Raw genomic sequence first — 15,200 nt, 5'->3', positions numbered from 1 at the left:
TCGACAAGACGACGCATCATGATCGTGCGCTTGTTGAGATCACCGGCCCGGGCGAGGGTGCTTGGGCGACGGACATCGTCCAGCACGTGTCGGGCCAAGCCTTGGCGACGACGTTCGCCTCAGTGGCGCGAAGGCGTGATCGAGGCCTCGGCCGCCCGGCAGGCGCCTTCGCAGCGGCGGCATTCATCGGCGCAGATGCGGCAATGCTCATGCATCTCCGCGTGCTTCTCGCATTCGACAGCGCAATCGGTGCAAATCTCGGCGCAGGTTTCGAGCATGCGTTTGATCAAGGCCTCGTTGCTGCCGGCGCGCCGCGCGGCGAGGCCTGCCGTGGCCAAGCAGACATCCGCGCAGTCGAGATCGAGGCGGATGCACTGGGTCAGATCCCTCACCATCTCCTCGGCGAGGCAGGCGTCGGCGCAGATGCGGCACACGGCGGCGCAGCCGTAGGCCGCCTCGATCGCGCGAACAAGGCTGTCATTGACGCAGCCGCGCACGTCCGGATGGGTGCTGATCATCGGTTGGATTTGCATCAGGGGCTCCTTGGCTGATCGGAATCAAACCCGGGCGTTGAACTGATGTTCCGAACGGTGGAGCCTGGGAGGCTTCGCGTTTGCGTCCGTCGCCTACAGCCCTCCAGCCGGCAGCCAGACCGCGCCCTCGGGGGCGAGCGACGCCCAGCCGCCGGGCGTCGGGAGACCGGCTGCCGTAGCCAACCCGGTCGAGGCTTTCTTGGCGCGGACAGCCGAACGGCAGCGCGGTCGGGAGAACGCCTTCGCCAGACGCGGACTTTCCGGCAGGGACGGGCAGTTTCGCGCGCTGCTCGCCTCGTCACGCATAAGTCCGCCTGGGCTGGGACGCCAAGGAGCTACGCGAGAGCGGCTGGAGAGCACCCTGACAACGGAAAGCATTCACCTCCTAGTCGCCGCCGGGGCCAATCCCAGCGACGTGCGGCGGCTGCGCGCTCGCGGGGTCGATCTCTTCGAAGCGGCGTCCGCCGCCATTCGGGGGGAAGCGACTTTCGCCCAGCAGGCGACCCTGGCTCCCGTTGTCGTCGTCGCCGAGGCGGTGCAGGCGCGTCAAGCCGACGGCGGCGACGGGTTCGGATCTTCTATCGGTTTCCGCGTCGTCGAAAGCCTGAAGGGAGACCTGCCAGCGGGCGCCGACTTCGTTGTACGCCAGGTTTCCGGCGCGGACATGGATGTGAGCACCGATCTGCGCCCGGAAGCCGGCGACCGGTTCCTGCTGCTGCTCTCGCGAGACTATTACGAACAACTCGTCGCGGAAGCGGGGCGTTCACCGCGAACAGGCGCCTATGCCCAGCTGCTGCCGGGTTTCGTCGTGAGGGGCGAGCAGTTGCTGCCGACCGTGATCGGTCAGCCGCCCGTCGGCTCGCTGGCCGCGGCCCGAACCGCCGCAGGTCTTTAACCCGGAGTTCCGAATGAAGACGCTCGTCACCCTCGCCTCGTGCCTGACCCTGGCGACCGCACCGGCGCTCGCCCAGACGCCGCCCATGGAGCGGAAATGGGCCTCTCCGTCGGCCCAGGTCTTTATTCACGTCGACCTTCCGCCCGCCTGCGATCCGGCCACCCAGAGGGCGATCTCCACCTGGAATGGCCAAGGGTCGCTGTGGAACTACGGATGGTCTTCGCAAAATTACCAGACCGACTATCAGGCCTATACTGGCCGCGTAACCTTCGCCCCCCAGCGGCTGTCACCGTCCGTGCCGGGCCAGACCACGCGCTACCCCAGCACAGGAACGACCATGAATTCGGCCTGGATCGGGATCAACGACCAGATGCTGTTCTGGAACGGCAGCTACTATACGGCAGACGGGGATCTGCAGTGCCCGCACTCCGGCGGGGTTTCATCGACGCGCTACAGCTACGAATACGTGGCGCTTCACGAACTCGGTCATGCGCTCGGCTTCGGTCACCATGGCGACTATAGCTGCGTCATGAGCTACGGCACCTATGCGGGGGATCCAAGGACGCGCCCCTGTTCGGCCGAGACGCTCGAGCTTCGGAGGCAGTACGGTGCGCGCTAGATGGTCGGTCGTCGTCCCTGCCCTGGCGTCGACCGCCCTGGTTCTGCTCAGCGGCTGCGAACAGGAACCGGAAGGCGGCTCGATCACCCCGCCGGAATGGCGCACCATAACCTTCGACCGTTGCTGTGAGATCGCCCTCCCCCCTGGTTTCCGGGAAATACCGAAGCCGCCCGGCGTGGTCGACCCGAGCTTCATCGCCGTCGGCGACGGGTCCTCCGAAATCACCTTCGAATACCGGCCTCAGGTCGGCTTCCCGGAAGGTGCCTTGGGCCGGACGGGCTGGTCGAAAGAGACCGTTCTGGTTGACGGCCGGAACGCCGACTTGGTTCGGCACGATGCGCAAGACGCATTTGCCGGCGGGCGAACGCTTCGTCTCAGGGTGAGACTGCCGGATGTACCGACCCTGCAGTCCGCGCCCGCCGCCGCTAATGGCATGGAGCTAGGCGCGACCGGCCATTGCCGGGACGAAGCCAGCTGCGCGACGGTCGAACAAATTTATCGATCGATCGATCTGCCGCCGCTTCGGCGGGCCGACTGACTCGAACGGCTTTGTGGCGCCAGGGTGCCGGGCTTCATCGGGCCTGCGCCCGATCGGCAAGCTCGCCGCCGCCACCGGCGTCAAGGTTCCGACAATCCGCTTCTATGAAGAGATCGGCCTGCTTCCCGCGCCGCCGCGCACCGCCAGCGACCGGCGCATGTATGACGACGCGGCGGAGCGCCGCCTGTCCTTCATCCGGCATGCACGCCAGCTGGGCTTCGACCTGGACTCGATCCGCTCCCTGCTGGACCTGTCCGATCACCCGGACCGGCCCTGCGCCGAGGCGAACGTCATCGCCGAACGCCACCTGGCCGAGGTGAAGCAGAAGATCGCCCAGCTCAGGGCGCTGCAAGGCGAGCTCTCGCGGATGACGGCGGAATGCGCCGGTGGCCGGGTCTCGGCCTGCAAGGTGATCGAAGCCCTGCACGATCACCCGGCGTCGCTTTGAGCGCGACAGTCTCGCGGCGCGAATGCTAATGCGAGCCGCTCACAACTAGGTTTCCCATGCGTCCTCTGTTCCACCTGCTCGCCCTGCTGTTCGCCATGGCGCTGGCTGGCCCCGCCCTCGCCCAGGCCCCGTCCGCCTCGGAGGCCCAGGTGGCCTGGCGGCTGCTCGACTATGTGGCGGTCGACTACGCCGGCGCTGTGGCCGATGGCGAGATCGTCAACCCGGCCGAATACGGCGAGATGATCGAGTTCAGCACCCAGATCCGGACGCGTTTGGACGCCCTGCCGGCCAACCCGGCCAAGGCCGCTCTGGCGCGCGACGCCGCGGGCCTGCAGGCGGCCATCCGGGACAAGGCCGATCCGGCCGTCGTCGGCGCCCGGGCGAAGGCCCTGGCCGGCGCGGTGCTGACGGCCTATCCGAGCCCGCTGGCGCCTTCGTTCCCGCCCGACCTGGCTCGCGGCGCCGCCCTCTATGCCGAGCAGTGCGCTGTCTGCCACGGCGCGACCGGTCGCGCCGACGGCCCGGGCGCCGAGGGGCTCGACCCGCCGGCGATCGCCTTCGCCGACCTGGAGCGCGCCCGCCAGCGCAGCGTCTTCGGCCTCTACCAGGTGATCGACCAGGGGCTGGAGGGCACGGCGATGGCCAGCTTCTCGCACCTTCCGGCCGAGGACCGCTGGGCGCTGGCCTTCTATGTCGGCCGCTTCGCCTTCACCGACGCCGAAGCCGCCGATGGCAAGCGCCTGTGGGACGGCGATCCCGCGGTCCGTGCGGCCTTCCCCGACCTGGCCGCCCTCACCCAGACCACGCCGGCCGACCTGGCCACCCGCCTCGGCGAACCCCGGGCGCGAGCCCTGACCGCCTATCTGCGGCGTCATCCCGAGGCGGCGGCGCGCCCGGCCGGATCGACGCTGACCCTGGCGCGGACGCGCCTGGCGGAGAGCGAGGCGGCCTATCGCCGGGGCAACCGCAAGGCGGCGACGGACCTGGCGCTGTCCGCCTACCTCGACGGCGTCGAGCCGATCGAGCCGGCCCTCGGCGCCCGGGACAGCGCCCTGATGCGCCGGGTCGAGACCGCTATGACCGAGCTGCGCGTCTCGATCAGCCGGGGCGCGCCCGCCCGGGAGGTCGCGGACCGGGTCGCGCGTGCGAACGCCCTGCTGGACACGGCCGAGCGGGCCCTCGCGCCCCAGGAGGCGGACAATCTCGCCAGCTTCCTCGGCGCCTTCACCATCCTGCTGCGCGAAGGCCTGGAGGCCCTGCTCATCGTGGTGGCGATGATCGCCTTCCTCAGGAAGGCCGAACGCCCCGAGGTGCTGCGCTACGTCCACGGCGGCTGGGTGGCCGCGCTGGTCGCCGGCGGCGCCACCTGGGCGGCCGCGACCTTCTTCATCTCCATCAGCGGCGCCAGCCGGGAGCTCACCGAGGGCTTCGGCTCGCTTCTGGCCGCCGTCGTGCTCGTCTCGGTCGGCATCTGGATGCACGGCAAGTCGCACGCCGACGCCTGGCAGACCTATATCCGCGACAAGCTCTCCCACGCCCTGTCCAAACGGTCGGCCTGGTTCCTGTTCCTGCTGGCCTTCGTGGTGGTCTACCGGGAAGTGTTCGAGACCATCCTGTTTTATGCGGCGATATGGAGCCAGGGCGGCCATGTCGGCATGCTGGCCGGCGCCCTGACGGCGGTGGCGATCCTGGCCGTGGTGGCCTGGGCCCTGCTGGCCTACAGCAAGCGCCTGCCGATCGGCCGGTTCTTCTCCCTGAGCTCGATCCTCATGGCTGTCCTCTCGGTCGTCCTGGTCGGCAAGGGGGTGGCGGCGCTGCAGGAGGCGGGCTGGCTCGATGTCCACCCCCTGGCCTGGATCCCCCGCATCGAGATCCTCGGCCTCTATCCGACCGTCGAAGGCGTCGCCGTTCAGCTGTTGACGATCGCCATCCTCGTGGTCGGCTTCTCTCGGCATGGGACGCCGAAGGGCGCGCGGCCGGCCTCTTGAGCGGCCGTCTCCGTCTGCGGCCCTCAGACTGCGGCCCGTCGGCAAGGATATCGGCGCCGCTTGGGCACGAGGGCGCCGATACCCGAACGATCCGCGGATACCAAAGATGCGGGGCTGCAGCCGATGGCTGTGAGAGCCCAGCCTTGGTGTGCGGAGATTAAGCTCCCTATTCTCCGCACCATGCGCGGAGAATAGCCTTGCTCTTACGGCGAATAACGCCCATATTCTCCGCAAGGAGTGCGGTGAATGGCGGAGTACATCCACGAGATCGAAGGCTGGCCGCGTCTGGACTGGCGCGCTGACGCGCTCGCCGAGCGCCTCGCGGCGGTCCGTCACCGCCAGGGCCTTCTACTTGGCCGGATGCATACGCTCGGCTTCGACCTGCGCGCTGAAGCGGTTCTCGAGACCCTCACCGAAGACGTCCTCAAGTCCAGCGAAATCGAAGGCGAACTGCTCGACAAGGATCAGGTGCGATCCTCGATCGCCCGCCGCCTCGGCATGGATATCGGAGCCCTCGCCCCTGCGGACCGCAACGTCGACGGCGTGGTCGAGATGATGCTCGACGCGACCCAGAACTTTGCGTCTCCGCTCACCGAGGACCGCCTGTTCGCCTGGCACGCCGCCCTGTTTCCGACCGGGCGCAGCGGCATGACGAAGATCGTCGTCGGCGCCTGGCGCAACGAGAACTCCGGCCCGATGCAGGTCGTCTCGGGCCCTTTCGGACGAGAGCGCGTGCACTACGAAGCGCCGCCCGCCGCCCGTGTGCAGGACGAGATGCGGGTGTTCCTCGACTGGTTCAATGACGAGCCGCGGACGGATCCGGTCCTCAAGGCCGCGATCGCTCACCTGTGGTTCGTGACCATCCACCCGTTCGACGACGGGAATGGCCGGATCGCACGCGCGATCGCCGACATGGCGCTCGCCCGCTCCGAGAAAAGCGCCCAGCGCTTCTACAGCATGTCCGCCCAGATCCGGCTGGAGCGCAAGGACTACTACGCCACCCTGGAGACGACCCAGAAAGGCGCGCTTGACGTGACCCTCTGGCTGGACTGGTTCCTTGGCTGCCTCGATCGCGCGTTCGACGGCGCGGAAGCCACCCTGACCCATGTGATGCGCAAGGCGCGCTTCTGGGAGGCGCTCGCCGGTCAGACGTTGAGCGGGCGCCAGAGCACGGTCATCAACCGGCTGCTCGACGGCTTCGAAGGCAAGCTCACCTCGACCAAATGGGCGGCGCTGACGAAGTCCTCGCCCGACACGGCCTTGCGCGACATCAACGATCTGGTGGATCGGGGCATCCTCGTGAAGGATGAAGGCGGCGGGCGCAGCACGAGCTACTCCCTGGTCGATCGAGGATAGGCGGCCTCCTACGGCGCCGGCGGGACTCTGGGCGGGGCGGCTCCGCTCAAGAAGCGGGTCTCAACAGGGTGAATCGCAATTCGCCACTTCTGGCGAGTTACGCCAAGACGCCAGCTTATTTCCCCAGAAGTGGCGACTTACGACCTTTGCCAAGCGCGCGACGCCCCAAGCCGCCGCCGACGCGGCCTCAAGCCTGACGCGCGATGGCGATAGCCGGGAGATCGGCGGCGGCGTCGACCGGAATTCCGGCCGCCTTGCGCTCGGAATAGCGGTCCACGAGCTGGGACGCGTGGGGCCGGACAAGGATGGTGAAGCGCACCAGTTCCTCCATCACATCGACGATGCGCGCATAGTAGGCCGAGGGCTTCATCCGCCCCGCCTCGTCGAACTCCTGGAAGGCCTTGGCCACGCTGGACTGGTTGGGGATGGTGATCATCCGCATCCAGCGGCCCAGCAGGCGCAGGGTGTTGACGGCGTTGAAGCTCTGGGAGCCGCCCGACACCTGCATGACCGCGAGCGTCCGGCCTTGGGTCGGGCGCATGCCGCCCAGGCTCAACGGCAGATGGTCGACCTGCAGCTTCATCAGGCCGGACACCTGGCCGTGCCGCTCCGGGCTGCACCAGACCATGCCTTCCGACCACAGGGCGTGCTCGCGCAACTCGCGCACCGCCGGATGGTCGTCGTCGCCGGGCGCGCCCGGCAGGGGCAGGTCGGACGGGTCGAAGATGCGGGTCTCGCATCCCATGCGCTGCAGCAGGCGGGCCGCTTCCTCGACGCAGAGCCGCGAGTAGGAGCGTTCGCGCAGCGACCCGTACAGGAGAAGAATGCGTGGCGGGTGGTCGTGCGGACCCAGGCCGCCCGCCGGATCGCTCGACAGAAAAGCCGCGTCCAGGGCCGGCAGATGATCCGGATCCGGCAGCGGCCGCAGACGCGCGAAGGTCATCCGAGATCCTTGGTGAGATAGGCGGCCGAGGCCGGGCAGATGTCCGTGAACTCGCCGGTTCGCCGGATCGCTTCGGGCGCGGTCTCCCGATCGGCGGCGACGAAGCCGCGCCGGATGAAGAAGGGCTCGGCCGTCGTGGTGAGCAGGTGAAGACGTTCCCCGCCCATGTCGCTCGCCACGGCTTCGGCGGCGGTCAGGATGCGGCTTCCGAGGCCTTGCGCCTTCCTGTGGGCGGATACGACCAGGGAGGGCAGCAGCAGGTCCCGCCCCTGCCCTTCCAAGCCGACGTATCCGGCCAGGGCGCTGTCGTCGTCGGCGCGGAAGTAGCGGCCGGCGCCGGGGTCCGGCAGGCCCTCGGTTCTGAGCGCGGCGATCAGACCGGAATCGTTTGCATCGACGCGGTGAAGCCCGATCATCAGACGACGTCCGCCGGCGGGGCGGTGTCCGGGAACCAGCGCCGGCCCATCCACAGCGCGACCGACACCAGCAGGATCAGCACCGGCACCTCGACCAGCGGCCCGATGACCGCCGCGAAGGCCACCGGCGAGGTCAGCCCGAACGCGGCGATGGCCACCGCGATGGCCAGTTCGAAATTGTTCGAGGCCGCTGTGAAGGCCAGGGCTGTGGTGCGCGGATAGTCGGCCTCGATCAGCCTGCCCAGGAGGAAGCTGACCACGAACATGACGAGGAAGTAGATGGTCAGCGGAATGGCGATGCGCAGGGCGTCGAGCGGAAGAGCCACCACCTCGCCGCCCTTGAGGCTGAACATGACCACGATGGTGAACAGCAGGGCGACCAGGGTGATCGGCCCGATGCGCGGCAGGAAGCGGCGCTCGTACCAGTCGGCGCCCCGGCGGGCGATCAGACTGCGGCGGGTCAGGAAGCCGGCCAGGAACGGCAGGCCGAGGTAGATCAGAACGGCGCCGGCGATGGTCCAGACGCTGACGTCGACCACGCTGCCCTGCAGGCCGAACAGCGGCGGCAGGACCGTCAGGAAGATCCAGGCGTAGAGGCTGAAGAACAGGATCTGGAAGATCGAGTTGAAGGCGACGAGCCCGGCCACATACTGGTTGTCGCCCCGCGCCAGCTGGTTCCAGACCAGCACCATGGCGATGCACCGCGCCAGGCCGATCAGGATGACGCCGGTCATGTATTCGGGCTGATCGCGCAGGAAGATGACCGCAAGGACGAACATCAGCACCGGACCCAGCACCCAGTTCTGGAACAGGGACAGGGCCAGCACGCGCCTGTCGGCGAACACGCGCGGCAGCGCCTCATAGCGGACCCTGGCCAGCGGCGGGTACATCATCAGGATCAGACCGATGGCGATCGGGATGTTGGTCGCGCCGACCGAAAGGCTGTCGACCCAGGCGGGAAGGCCGGGAACCAGGGTTCCCAAGGCGACGCCCAGACCCATGGCGGCGAAGATCCACGCCGTCAGCCAGCGGTCGAGGAAGGACAGGCGGCGCGGCGGCGCGGCCTCCGACACGGGCGTATCGATCATCGTCCCACCCGCCGGCCGTCGACGTCGATGACCACCTCGCCGTCCTCCTTGGTGAAGGGTTTGAGGCCCTCAGCGGGCAGAAGGTCAAGCACGGCTTCGGACGGCCGGCAGAGCCTGACGCCCAAGGGACTGACGACGATCGGCCGGTTGAGCAGGATCGGATGGGCCTCGATCGCGTCCAGAAGCTGATCGTCCGTCAGGTCGGGATTCCCGAGCGCCAGTTCGGCGAAGGGCGTGTCCTTCTCGCGCAACAGGTCTCGCAGCGGCGCGCCGGTGCGTTCGGCCAGCCAGGCGACCATGGCGCGCGACGGCGGGGTCTTCAGATACTGCACGACATGCGGCTCGATGCCGACGTGGCGGATCAGCTCGAGCGCGTTGCGCGACGTCCCGCAGGCGGGGTTGTGATAGATGACGATGTCCACGGGATCCTTAGGGGCAACAGGGCGCGAGTTCAGCCAGCAGGGGTTCGCACAGGTCCGCCCTGCCCCCGCAGCAGTCCTTGAGCAGGAAGAGGACCAGGTCGCGAAGCCGATCAAGGTCGGCCCGGTAGATGATCGACCGGCTGCGCCGCTCCGACCTGATCAACCCCGCGCGGGTCAGGACGCCCAGATGGGACGACAGGGTGTTGGCCGGGATCGCCAGATGGTTTGCGATTTCACCGGCCGGCAAGCCGCCGGGTTCGTGACGCACGAGCAGGCGGAACGCCTCCAGCCGCGTCGATTGCGCCAGGGCGGCGAGCGCCAGGATCGCGGGTTCGGTTTCCATAGTTCCGAATTAGTCGAAATATGGATATGTGCAAGCCCTCTCCGCGCACAACGCAGTAAGCCTACGGTCGAGAGGTTGGCGGCTAGGCCTGACGCGGTCTTTCGACTTCGATTCCCACGACACTGTGGAGATATTCGATGGCCCAGGCCGACCCCCCGCTGAAGCGTACGATCAAGAAGCCCCAGTTGCGCCAGATGGTGCCCCTGGCCGACAGCACCATCTGGGAGATGGAGCAGCGCGGCCAGTTTCCGAGACGGTTCCTGCTGACGCCGCGCTGCGTGGTCTGGGATCTCGCCGAGGTCGAGGCCTGGCTCGCGCTTCGCCGGGCCAAGCCGATCCGCAGGGCTCCGCCGCCCGACGTGCGCAAGCGGGTCAGCCGACCGGTCAGAGCCGCGGATCGAAGCGAGGTCCGGCCGTTTCCGGGATGACGAGCACGGGCGTGAACGCCCGCCCGGCCTCCCAGGCGTCCACGGCGTTCGACCACTCCTGGGCCATGTGACGGCGCTGGGCCTCGAACTCGGCCTTGTTGTAGACGCCGCGGGACGACCGCTCCTCGTGGGCCAGACATTTCTCGATCCAGTCCGAGTTGAAGCCCATCTCGTGCAACAGCGTCAAGGCGGTGCGCCGCAGGTCGTGGACCGTGAAGGGCTCCAGCGGCAGGTCTCGCTCGCGCGCCCGCTCGGCGATCGCCGAGGTCACCCGGTTGAAGGTCGCCCGCGACATCGGCGCGTCGGCGTCATAGCGCGAGGGCAGGATGTAACGGGAGTTTCCGGCGCAGGTCTTCAGCGCGATCAGGATGTCGAGCATCTGGGTCGAGAGATAGACGTTGTGCGGCCGCGACCGCTTCATCCGCTCCTTCGGAATCGACCAGACCGCATTGGCGAAGTCGACCTCGTCCCAGACGCCATCCTGCAGCTCACTCTTGCGAACCATGCTCAGCAGGATGAACTTCATGCCGAGGCGGATCGTCGGCAGGGTCGCCACCTCCCCCAGCAGGCTCAGCGCGATCCGGATCTCCGTTGGCGACAGCGACCGGTCACGTGGCCGGAAGGTGGCGATCGAGGCCGGCCCCACCCCGTCGGCGGGATTGTCGATCTTCTCCCCGTGCAGGATGGCGTAGGCGTATATCTGTTTGACGATGTCGCGCACGTGCACGGCCGTCGCCGGCGCGCCCCGCTCGACGATCGTCTTGCAGTGGGCGCGAAGATCGTTGGGGGTGATCTCGTTCAGCAGGCGGGTGCGCCATTGAGGCAGGATTTCCCGGTTGAAGATGGACCGCCGCATGTTGCGGGTGCTGTCCGCCATCGGAGCATGATCCATCCATCGGATCGCCACCTGCTCGAACCTCTGGGCCTCCTTCAGCCGGCGCTTGACCCGCTGCTTGTCCAGCGCCGGCGAAACGCCTTCGGCGATCTGGCGCTTCGCCTCGACCAGCTTCTCCCGCGCCCTGGCGAGCGAGAGCCCGGTCGGGCCGTAGGCGCCGAACGTGACCGTCTCGCGCCGCCCGTTGAAGCGGTAGTCGTACTTGAAAGCGATGCCGCCTGTCGGTGTTACGAGGACGTACAAACCGTCCCTGTCGGTCTTTTTGTAAGGCTTCGTTTTTCCACGTGTATTTCGCAATTCAGCGTCGGTGAGCATGCCGTTTTCACTCCAAAAGACCGTCAGGCGTTTTCGGGACCTTTCGGGATCTTTTTCCTCAGCCAAATCCGCAGCTTGGCTCAGAAAAAAGACCGTCAGGACGCCCTCGGCCCTATGACGGTATGGAGCGGAGTCTCCGCGAGCAATGGCGGCGGGACCGTCGGAGCGACCGACAAAAACGAAAGCAGCCCCTCGAAAGGTATCGAGAGGCTGCGAAAGCATTTATCTTGCAAGTCAGTGATTTAGCGCTATATTTCAAAGCGCCGCCGAAAGACTTCGAAAGCCCTGAATCACTCCCACTCGATCGTCCCGGGCGGCTTGGACGTTACGTCGTAGACGACGCGGTTGACGCCGCGGACCTCGTTGATGATGCGGGTGGCGGTCTTAGAGAGGACGTCCCAGGGGAACTGGTAGAAGTCGGCGGTCATGCCGTCGGTGGAGGAGACGGCGCGCAGGGCCAGAACCTTTTCATAGGTGCGGGCGTCGCCCATGACGCCGACGGTCTTGACCGGCAGCAGGACGGCGAAGGCCTGCCAGATCTTGTCGTAGAGGCCGGCCTTGCGGATCTCGTCCAGATAGATGGCGTCGGCCTGTTGCAGGGTCTCGACGGCGTCCGGCGTGATCTCGCCGGGGATGCGGATGGCCAGGCCCGGTCCGGGGAACGGGTGGCGCCCGACGAAGGCGTCGGTCAGGCCCAGTTCGCGGCCCAGCGCCCGGACCTCGTCCTTGAACAGTTCGCGCAAGGGTTCGACCAGTTTGAGTTTCATATAGTCCGGCAGGCCGCCGACGTTATGGTGGCTCTTGATGACGTGGGCCTTGCCGCTGGAGGAGGAGACGCTCTCGATCACGTCGGGATAGAGGGTGCCCTGGGCCAGGAATTCGGCCCCTTCGATCTTGGCGGACTCGCGATCAAACACCTCGATGAACAACCTGCCGATGGTCTTGCGCTTGGTCTCGGGGTCGGAAATGCCGGCCAGTTCGCCCAAAAATTCCTTCGACGCATCAACGTGCACCAGCGGGATGTTGTAGTGCTCGCGGAACAGGGTCGTGACCTGTTTCGCTTCGTCCTTGCGAAGCAATCCGGTGTCGACGAAGACGCAGGTCAGTTGATCCCCGATGGCCTCATGGATCAGGACGGCCGCGACCGATGAATCCACACCGCCCGACAGGCCGCAGATCACCTTGGCGTTGCCGACCTGTTCGCGGATCTGGGCGATCTTCTCGTCGCGGTAGGCGGCCATGGTCCAGTCGCCCTTCAAACCCGCGATGCCGTGGGTGAAGTTCTTCAGCATCTGATGGCCGCGCGGCGTGTGCATCACCTCGGGGTGGAACTGCACACCGTAGAAGCGGCGGGCCTCATCGGCGATCACCGCATAGGGCGACCCTTCTGACGAGGCGACCACGTCAAAGTCTTGCGGGATGGCGACGATCTTGTCGCCGTGGCTCATCCAGACCTCTTCGTTCTCGCCGACGGGAGCCAGATCGGCCAGCAGGGGCGAGGCCTTCTGAACCGTGATCTCGGCGCGGCCAAACTCGCGCGTATGGCCGCCCTCGACCTTGCCGCCCAGTTGCTCGCACATCGTCATCTCGCCGTAGCAGATGCCCAGCACCGGTACGCCCGCCTCGAACACGCCCTGCGGCGCGCGGGGGCTGCCCTCTTCATGCACGCTCTCGGGACCGCCCGACAGGATAATGGCCGCCGGTTTCATGGCCGTCAGAGCTGCCTCGGCCTTCTGGAACGGATGGATCTCGCAATAGACGCTGGCCTCGCGAAGGCGGCGTGCGATCAGCTGCGTCACCTGGCTGCCGAAGTCGACGATGAGGACCTTTTGGTGGTCTTGCGGCGTGGTCATGGCGTGATCGAATCCGGGGCAGGAGGATGGGCGGGGTCTTGGCCGGGCGGGGCCGATATTTCAAGGGCGGGACGCTCAAGAGCGGCGGGGCCGTCGGCCTCCAGCGCGGCGATCAGGCGATCCAGGGCGGCGGCCAGGGTCTCGTCCACATGATGCAGGGTCGAGGTCCAGTCCTCCAACGCCTTCAACTCGGCGCGACCGTCCGACACGCCGCGCAGGGCGATCAGGGGCACACCGAAGGTCTGGGCGGCGCGGACCAGGGCCCAGGTCTCCATGTCCACCATCTCGGCGTCGATGGTGTCATAGGCGGCGCCGGAGACGACGTTCGCCCCCGTCGACAGCGTCGCCGTCGGCACGCCGGGAACCGGGCACGGCAAAGACAGGACGGCGGGCTGGTCCAACAGGGGCGTCACGCCCTTTGCGAATCCGAGCGGGCTGGCGTCCATGTCGCGATAGGCGACGGACGAGGCCTGATAGACCGCCGCATGCTTCAACACCCGCGATCCGCATGAGCCCAACGATATGATCAGATCCGGCAAATCGCCCGCCGCTTCCAGCCGCGCCAGGGCGACGCCCAGGCTCACGGCGGCCTCGACCGGACCGACGCCGGTCATCAACGGCGTGATCCGGGCCTGAAGATGCGGCCCGTACTCGGCGGGCGCGGCCATGACGTAGAGCAGCGAGACCCCGCCATGCCGCGCCAGCTTCATGCCGCGCGCTCGTAGACGGCGGCGAAGAAACCGTCCGTGTCGGCCGAGGCCGGCGACAGGCGCAGGCGCGCCCCGGACGCCAGCTCGGCGAACTTCGCCTGAGCCGCCGTCGTCAAAAATCCTCCCCCGTCCACGGGGGAGGGGGACCGCGAAGCGGTGGAGGGGGCGAACGCATCCCCGGCGCCGGAACTGGGGTCGCCCCCTCCACCACGCTGCGCGTGGTCCCCCTCCCCCGCTTCGCTGGGGAGGATCGGGACGGGATGGAATTCGGGATGCAAAGCCTCGAAGGCGTCGACACTGGCCTCGTTCTCGCGCGCCAGCATCGAACATGTGACATAGACCAGTCTGCCGCCCGGCTTCACCAGCTTGGTCGCCTGGCTCAAGATACGCACCTGAAGGCCGTGCAGCTTTTCGACCTCCTCGGCGGTCAGACGCCAAGCGTCCTCGGGCCGACGACGCCAGGTGCCGGACCCCGAACAGGGCGCATCGACGAAGACCAGATCGGCCTGCCCGTTCAGATCTTCCAGGCCGCCGCCATTCTGACCGATCAGGACCAGCTCCGCCTCGACGCCCGCGCGCTGCAGGCGAGGACGAATATTTTCCAGCCGCTTGTTGACGACGTCGGAGGCGACCAGCTTGCCTTGCGCCTTCATCGCCTGGGCCAGACCCAGCGTCTTGCCGCCGCCGCCGGCGCAGTAATCCACCACCGTCATGCCGGGTTGCGCCCCCGCCAGCCAGCAGACGACCTGGCTGCCTTCGTCCTGAATTTCGAACCGACCAGCCTTGAAGCCGTCCAGCGCCTGGATGTTGGGCGGCGGTTCCGACGGCACGCGCAGGCCGACGCCCGACCAGGGCGTGCGCGAAACGTCGAGACCGGCGGCCTTCAGCTCGGCCTCGACCTCATCGATCGTGGCGGCCGCATCATTGACGCGCAGGTCGATCGGCGCGCGCGGCGCCATCAGGGCGTGGGCTTCCTCGGCCCAGCGGTCGCCGAAGGTGGCCTTGAAATCCTCGACCACGAACTCGGGCAGGCCGGCGGCGACCCAGCCCGGCAGTTCGCCCTGCCCGGCCGTGATGCGGCTGCGCTCCTGTTTGGACAGCGGGCGCGGACCATAGCCGTCGCCCGAATGCAGGGCCTCGATCTCTTCCAAGGACAGGCCGTCGATGGCGTGCAGCGAACCGATGACCAGGGCCCGACCGTCCTCACGCCCGCCCATGATCCACGAAAGGCGGCCGCGCGCGCGCAGGACTTTATAGACCCGGTCGGCGATGGCGCGTCGGTCCTTGGACCCGGCGTAGCGGTTGGCCGTGCCCCAGGCCTTCATGACGGCCTCGGCCGGTTGGCGGCCCTGGGCGATGGAGTCCAGGACGGAGGCGGCGGCGGCGAGGCGAGCGGCTGGGGTCAATTCA

General features: G+C 67.6%; 17 protein-coding genes. 7 read left to right on the top strand and 10 right to left on the bottom strand.

The window, feature by feature from the left end; genetic code table 11:
• Window positions 1-119: 119 nt before the first annotated feature.
• Window positions 120-533, bottom strand: coding sequence for a four-helix bundle copper-binding protein (locus HF680_RS08005; protein WP_185224675.1), 414 nt, complete (start codon window positions 531-533; stop codon window positions 120-122).
• 415 nt (window positions 534-948) lie between these two features.
• Between HF680_RS08005 and HF680_RS08000 the strand changes: the two genes are divergently transcribed.
• The 6 genes from HF680_RS08000 to HF680_RS07975 all read left to right on the top strand — a co-directional run bounded on the left by HF680_RS08000 (window position 949) and on the right by HF680_RS07975 (window position 6,377).
• The gene (locus HF680_RS08000; protein WP_185224674.1) at window positions 949-1,428 is read left to right on the top strand and encodes a hypothetical protein; all 480 of its coding nucleotides are present in this window, start codon (window positions 949-951) and stop codon (window positions 1,426-1,428) included.
• Window positions 1,429-1,441: 13 nt separating this feature from the next.
• Entirely contained in the window at window positions 1,442-2,047 is a 606-nt protein-coding gene (locus tag HF680_RS07995; protein WP_185224673.1) for a matrixin family metalloprotease, read from the top strand.
• A gap of 175 nt (window positions 2,048-2,222) precedes the next feature.
• Window positions 2,223-2,585 (top strand): hypothetical protein, encoded by a 363-nt coding sequence (locus tag HF680_RS07990; protein ID WP_205196144.1) that lies wholly within the window; start codon window positions 2,223-2,225, stop codon window positions 2,583-2,585.
• Between the two features lie 13 nt (window positions 2,586-2,598).
• Window positions 2,599-3,033 carry a MerR family transcriptional regulator gene (locus HF680_RS07985; RefSeq protein ID WP_449374899.1) on the top strand — a complete coding sequence of 145 codons (435 nt, stop codon included), beginning with the start codon at window positions 2,599-2,601 and terminating at the stop codon, window positions 3,031-3,033.
• 56 nt (window positions 3,034-3,089) lie between these two features.
• Window positions 3,090-5,021 (top strand): cytochrome c/FTR1 family iron permease, encoded by a 1,932-nt coding sequence (locus tag HF680_RS07980; RefSeq protein ID WP_185224671.1) that lies wholly within the window; start codon window positions 3,090-3,092, stop codon window positions 5,019-5,021.
• 246 nt (window positions 5,022-5,267) lie between these two features.
• Window positions 5,268-6,377: a Fic family protein gene (locus HF680_RS07975; RefSeq protein WP_185224670.1), complete on the top strand. Its 1,110-nt coding sequence runs from the start codon at window positions 5,268-5,270 to the stop codon at window positions 6,375-6,377.
• Window positions 6,378-6,564: 187 nt separating this feature from the next.
• Here HF680_RS07975 and arsH read toward each other — a convergent pair whose 3' ends face one another.
• Genes arsH through HF680_RS07950 form a run of 5 tightly spaced genes read right to left on the bottom strand, consistent with a single transcriptional unit; the run spans window position 6,565 to window position 9,589 of the window.
• Window positions 6,565-7,320, bottom strand: a complete 756-nt coding sequence (arsH, locus tag HF680_RS07970; protein WP_184272753.1) for an arsenical resistance protein ArsH — start codon at window positions 7,318-7,320, stop codon at window positions 6,565-6,567.
• Window positions 7,317-7,736, bottom strand: a complete 420-nt coding sequence (locus HF680_RS07965; protein ID WP_185224669.1) for a GNAT family N-acetyltransferase — start codon at window positions 7,734-7,736, stop codon at window positions 7,317-7,319. Before HF680_RS07965 ends, arsH begins: the two co-directional genes overlap by 4 nt.
• Window positions 7,736-8,824: an ACR3 family arsenite efflux transporter gene (gene arsB, locus HF680_RS07960; RefSeq protein WP_184272728.1), complete on the bottom strand. Its 1,089-nt coding sequence runs from the start codon at window positions 8,822-8,824 to the stop codon at window positions 7,736-7,738. Before arsB ends, HF680_RS07965 begins: the two co-directional genes overlap by 1 nt.
• Window positions 8,821-9,246 carry an arsenate reductase (glutaredoxin) gene (gene arsC / locus HF680_RS07955; protein ID WP_185224668.1) on the bottom strand — a complete coding sequence of 142 codons (426 nt, stop codon included), beginning with the start codon at window positions 9,244-9,246 and terminating at the stop codon, window positions 8,821-8,823. Before arsC ends, arsB begins: the two co-directional genes overlap by 4 nt.
• A 7-nt stretch (window positions 9,247-9,253) precedes the next feature.
• Entirely contained in the window at window positions 9,254-9,589 is a 336-nt protein-coding gene (locus HF680_RS07950) for an ArsR/SmtB family transcription factor (protein WP_185224667.1), read from the bottom strand.
• Between the two features lie 137 nt (window positions 9,590-9,726).
• On the opposite strand from HF680_RS07950, the gene HF680_RS07945 reads away from it, so the two are divergent.
• Window positions 9,727-10,017 carry a helix-turn-helix transcriptional regulator gene (locus HF680_RS07945; protein ID WP_185224666.1) on the top strand — a complete coding sequence of 97 codons (291 nt, stop codon included), beginning with the start codon at window positions 9,727-9,729 and terminating at the stop codon, window positions 10,015-10,017.
• On the opposite strand, the gene HF680_RS07940 is transcribed toward HF680_RS07945, so the two are convergent.
• The 4 genes from HF680_RS07940 to HF680_RS07925 all read right to left on the bottom strand — a co-directional run bounded on the left by HF680_RS07940 (window position 9,974) and on the right by HF680_RS07925 (window position 15,196).
• Window positions 9,974-11,227, bottom strand: a complete 1,254-nt coding sequence (locus HF680_RS07940) for a tyrosine-type recombinase/integrase (protein ID WP_185224665.1) — start codon at window positions 11,225-11,227, stop codon at window positions 9,974-9,976. The two genes, HF680_RS07945 and HF680_RS07940, sit on opposite strands and share 44 nt — an antisense overlap.
• A gap of 290 nt (window positions 11,228-11,517) precedes the next feature.
• Window positions 11,518-13,080 carry a glutamine-hydrolyzing GMP synthase gene (guaA, locus tag HF680_RS07935; protein ID WP_185224664.1) on the bottom strand — a complete coding sequence of 521 codons (1,563 nt, stop codon included), beginning with the start codon at window positions 13,078-13,080 and terminating at the stop codon, window positions 11,518-11,520.
• On the bottom strand, window positions 13,077-13,790 hold the full coding sequence (locus HF680_RS07930) for a 5'-methylthioadenosine/S-adenosylhomocysteine nucleosidase (RefSeq protein WP_185224663.1): 714 nt from the start codon (window positions 13,788-13,790) through the stop codon (window positions 13,077-13,079). The genes guaA and HF680_RS07930 overlap by 4 nt, the downstream gene beginning before the upstream one ends.
• Window positions 13,787-15,196 (bottom strand): RsmB/NOP family class I SAM-dependent RNA methyltransferase, encoded by a 1,410-nt coding sequence (locus HF680_RS07925; RefSeq protein ID WP_185224662.1) that lies wholly within the window; start codon window positions 15,194-15,196, stop codon window positions 13,787-13,789. Before HF680_RS07925 ends, HF680_RS07930 begins: the two co-directional genes overlap by 4 nt.
• Between the last annotated feature and the right edge of the window lie 4 nt (window positions 15,197-15,200).

The sequence above is a fragment of the Brevundimonas huaxiensis genome, assembly GCF_014218725.1.
In the GTDB taxonomy this organism is placed as follows: domain Bacteria; phylum Pseudomonadota; class Alphaproteobacteria; order Caulobacterales; family Caulobacteraceae; genus Brevundimonas; species Brevundimonas huaxiensis.
This window is presented reverse-complemented; position numbering and strand designations above follow the sequence as displayed.

Excerpts from the sequence above, each read along its gene's own strand:
- HF680_RS07950 (WP_185224667.1), bottom strand. The coding sequence starts at position 9,589 with ATGGAAACCGAACCCGCGATCCTGGCGCTCGCCGCCCTGGCGCAATCG.
- HF680_RS07940 (WP_185224665.1), bottom strand. The coding sequence starts at position 11,227 with ATGCTCACCGACGCTGAATTGCGAAATACACGTGGAAAAACGAAGCCT.
- HF680_RS07980 (WP_185224671.1), top strand. The coding sequence starts at position 3,090 with ATGCGTCCTCTGTTCCACCTGCTCGCCCTGCTGTTCGCCATGGCGCTG.
- HF680_RS08005 (WP_185224675.1), bottom strand. The coding sequence starts at position 533 with ATGCAAATCCAACCGATGATCAGCACCCATCCGGACGTGCGCGGCTGC.
- HF680_RS07945 (WP_185224666.1), top strand. The coding sequence starts at position 9,727 with ATGGCCCAGGCCGACCCCCCGCTGAAGCGTACGATCAAGAAGCCCCAG.
- arsB (WP_184272728.1), bottom strand. The coding sequence starts at position 8,824 with ATGATCGATACGCCCGTGTCGGAGGCCGCGCCGCCGCGCCGCCTGTCC.
- HF680_RS07975 (WP_185224670.1), top strand. The coding sequence starts at position 5,268 with ATGGCGGAGTACATCCACGAGATCGAAGGCTGGCCGCGTCTGGACTGG.
- HF680_RS07995 (WP_185224673.1), top strand. The coding sequence starts at position 1,442 with ATGAAGACGCTCGTCACCCTCGCCTCGTGCCTGACCCTGGCGACCGCA.
- guaA (WP_185224664.1), bottom strand. The coding sequence starts at position 13,080 with ATGACCACGCCGCAAGACCACCAAAAGGTCCTCATCGTCGACTTCGGC.
- HF680_RS07930 (WP_185224663.1), bottom strand. The coding sequence starts at position 13,790 with ATGAAGCTGGCGCGGCATGGCGGGGTCTCGCTGCTCTACGTCATGGCC.
- HF680_RS07965 (WP_185224669.1), bottom strand. The coding sequence starts at position 7,736 with ATGATCGGGCTTCACCGCGTCGATGCAAACGATTCCGGTCTGATCGCC.
- arsH (WP_184272753.1), bottom strand. The coding sequence starts at position 7,320 with ATGACCTTCGCGCGTCTGCGGCCGCTGCCGGATCCGGATCATCTGCCG.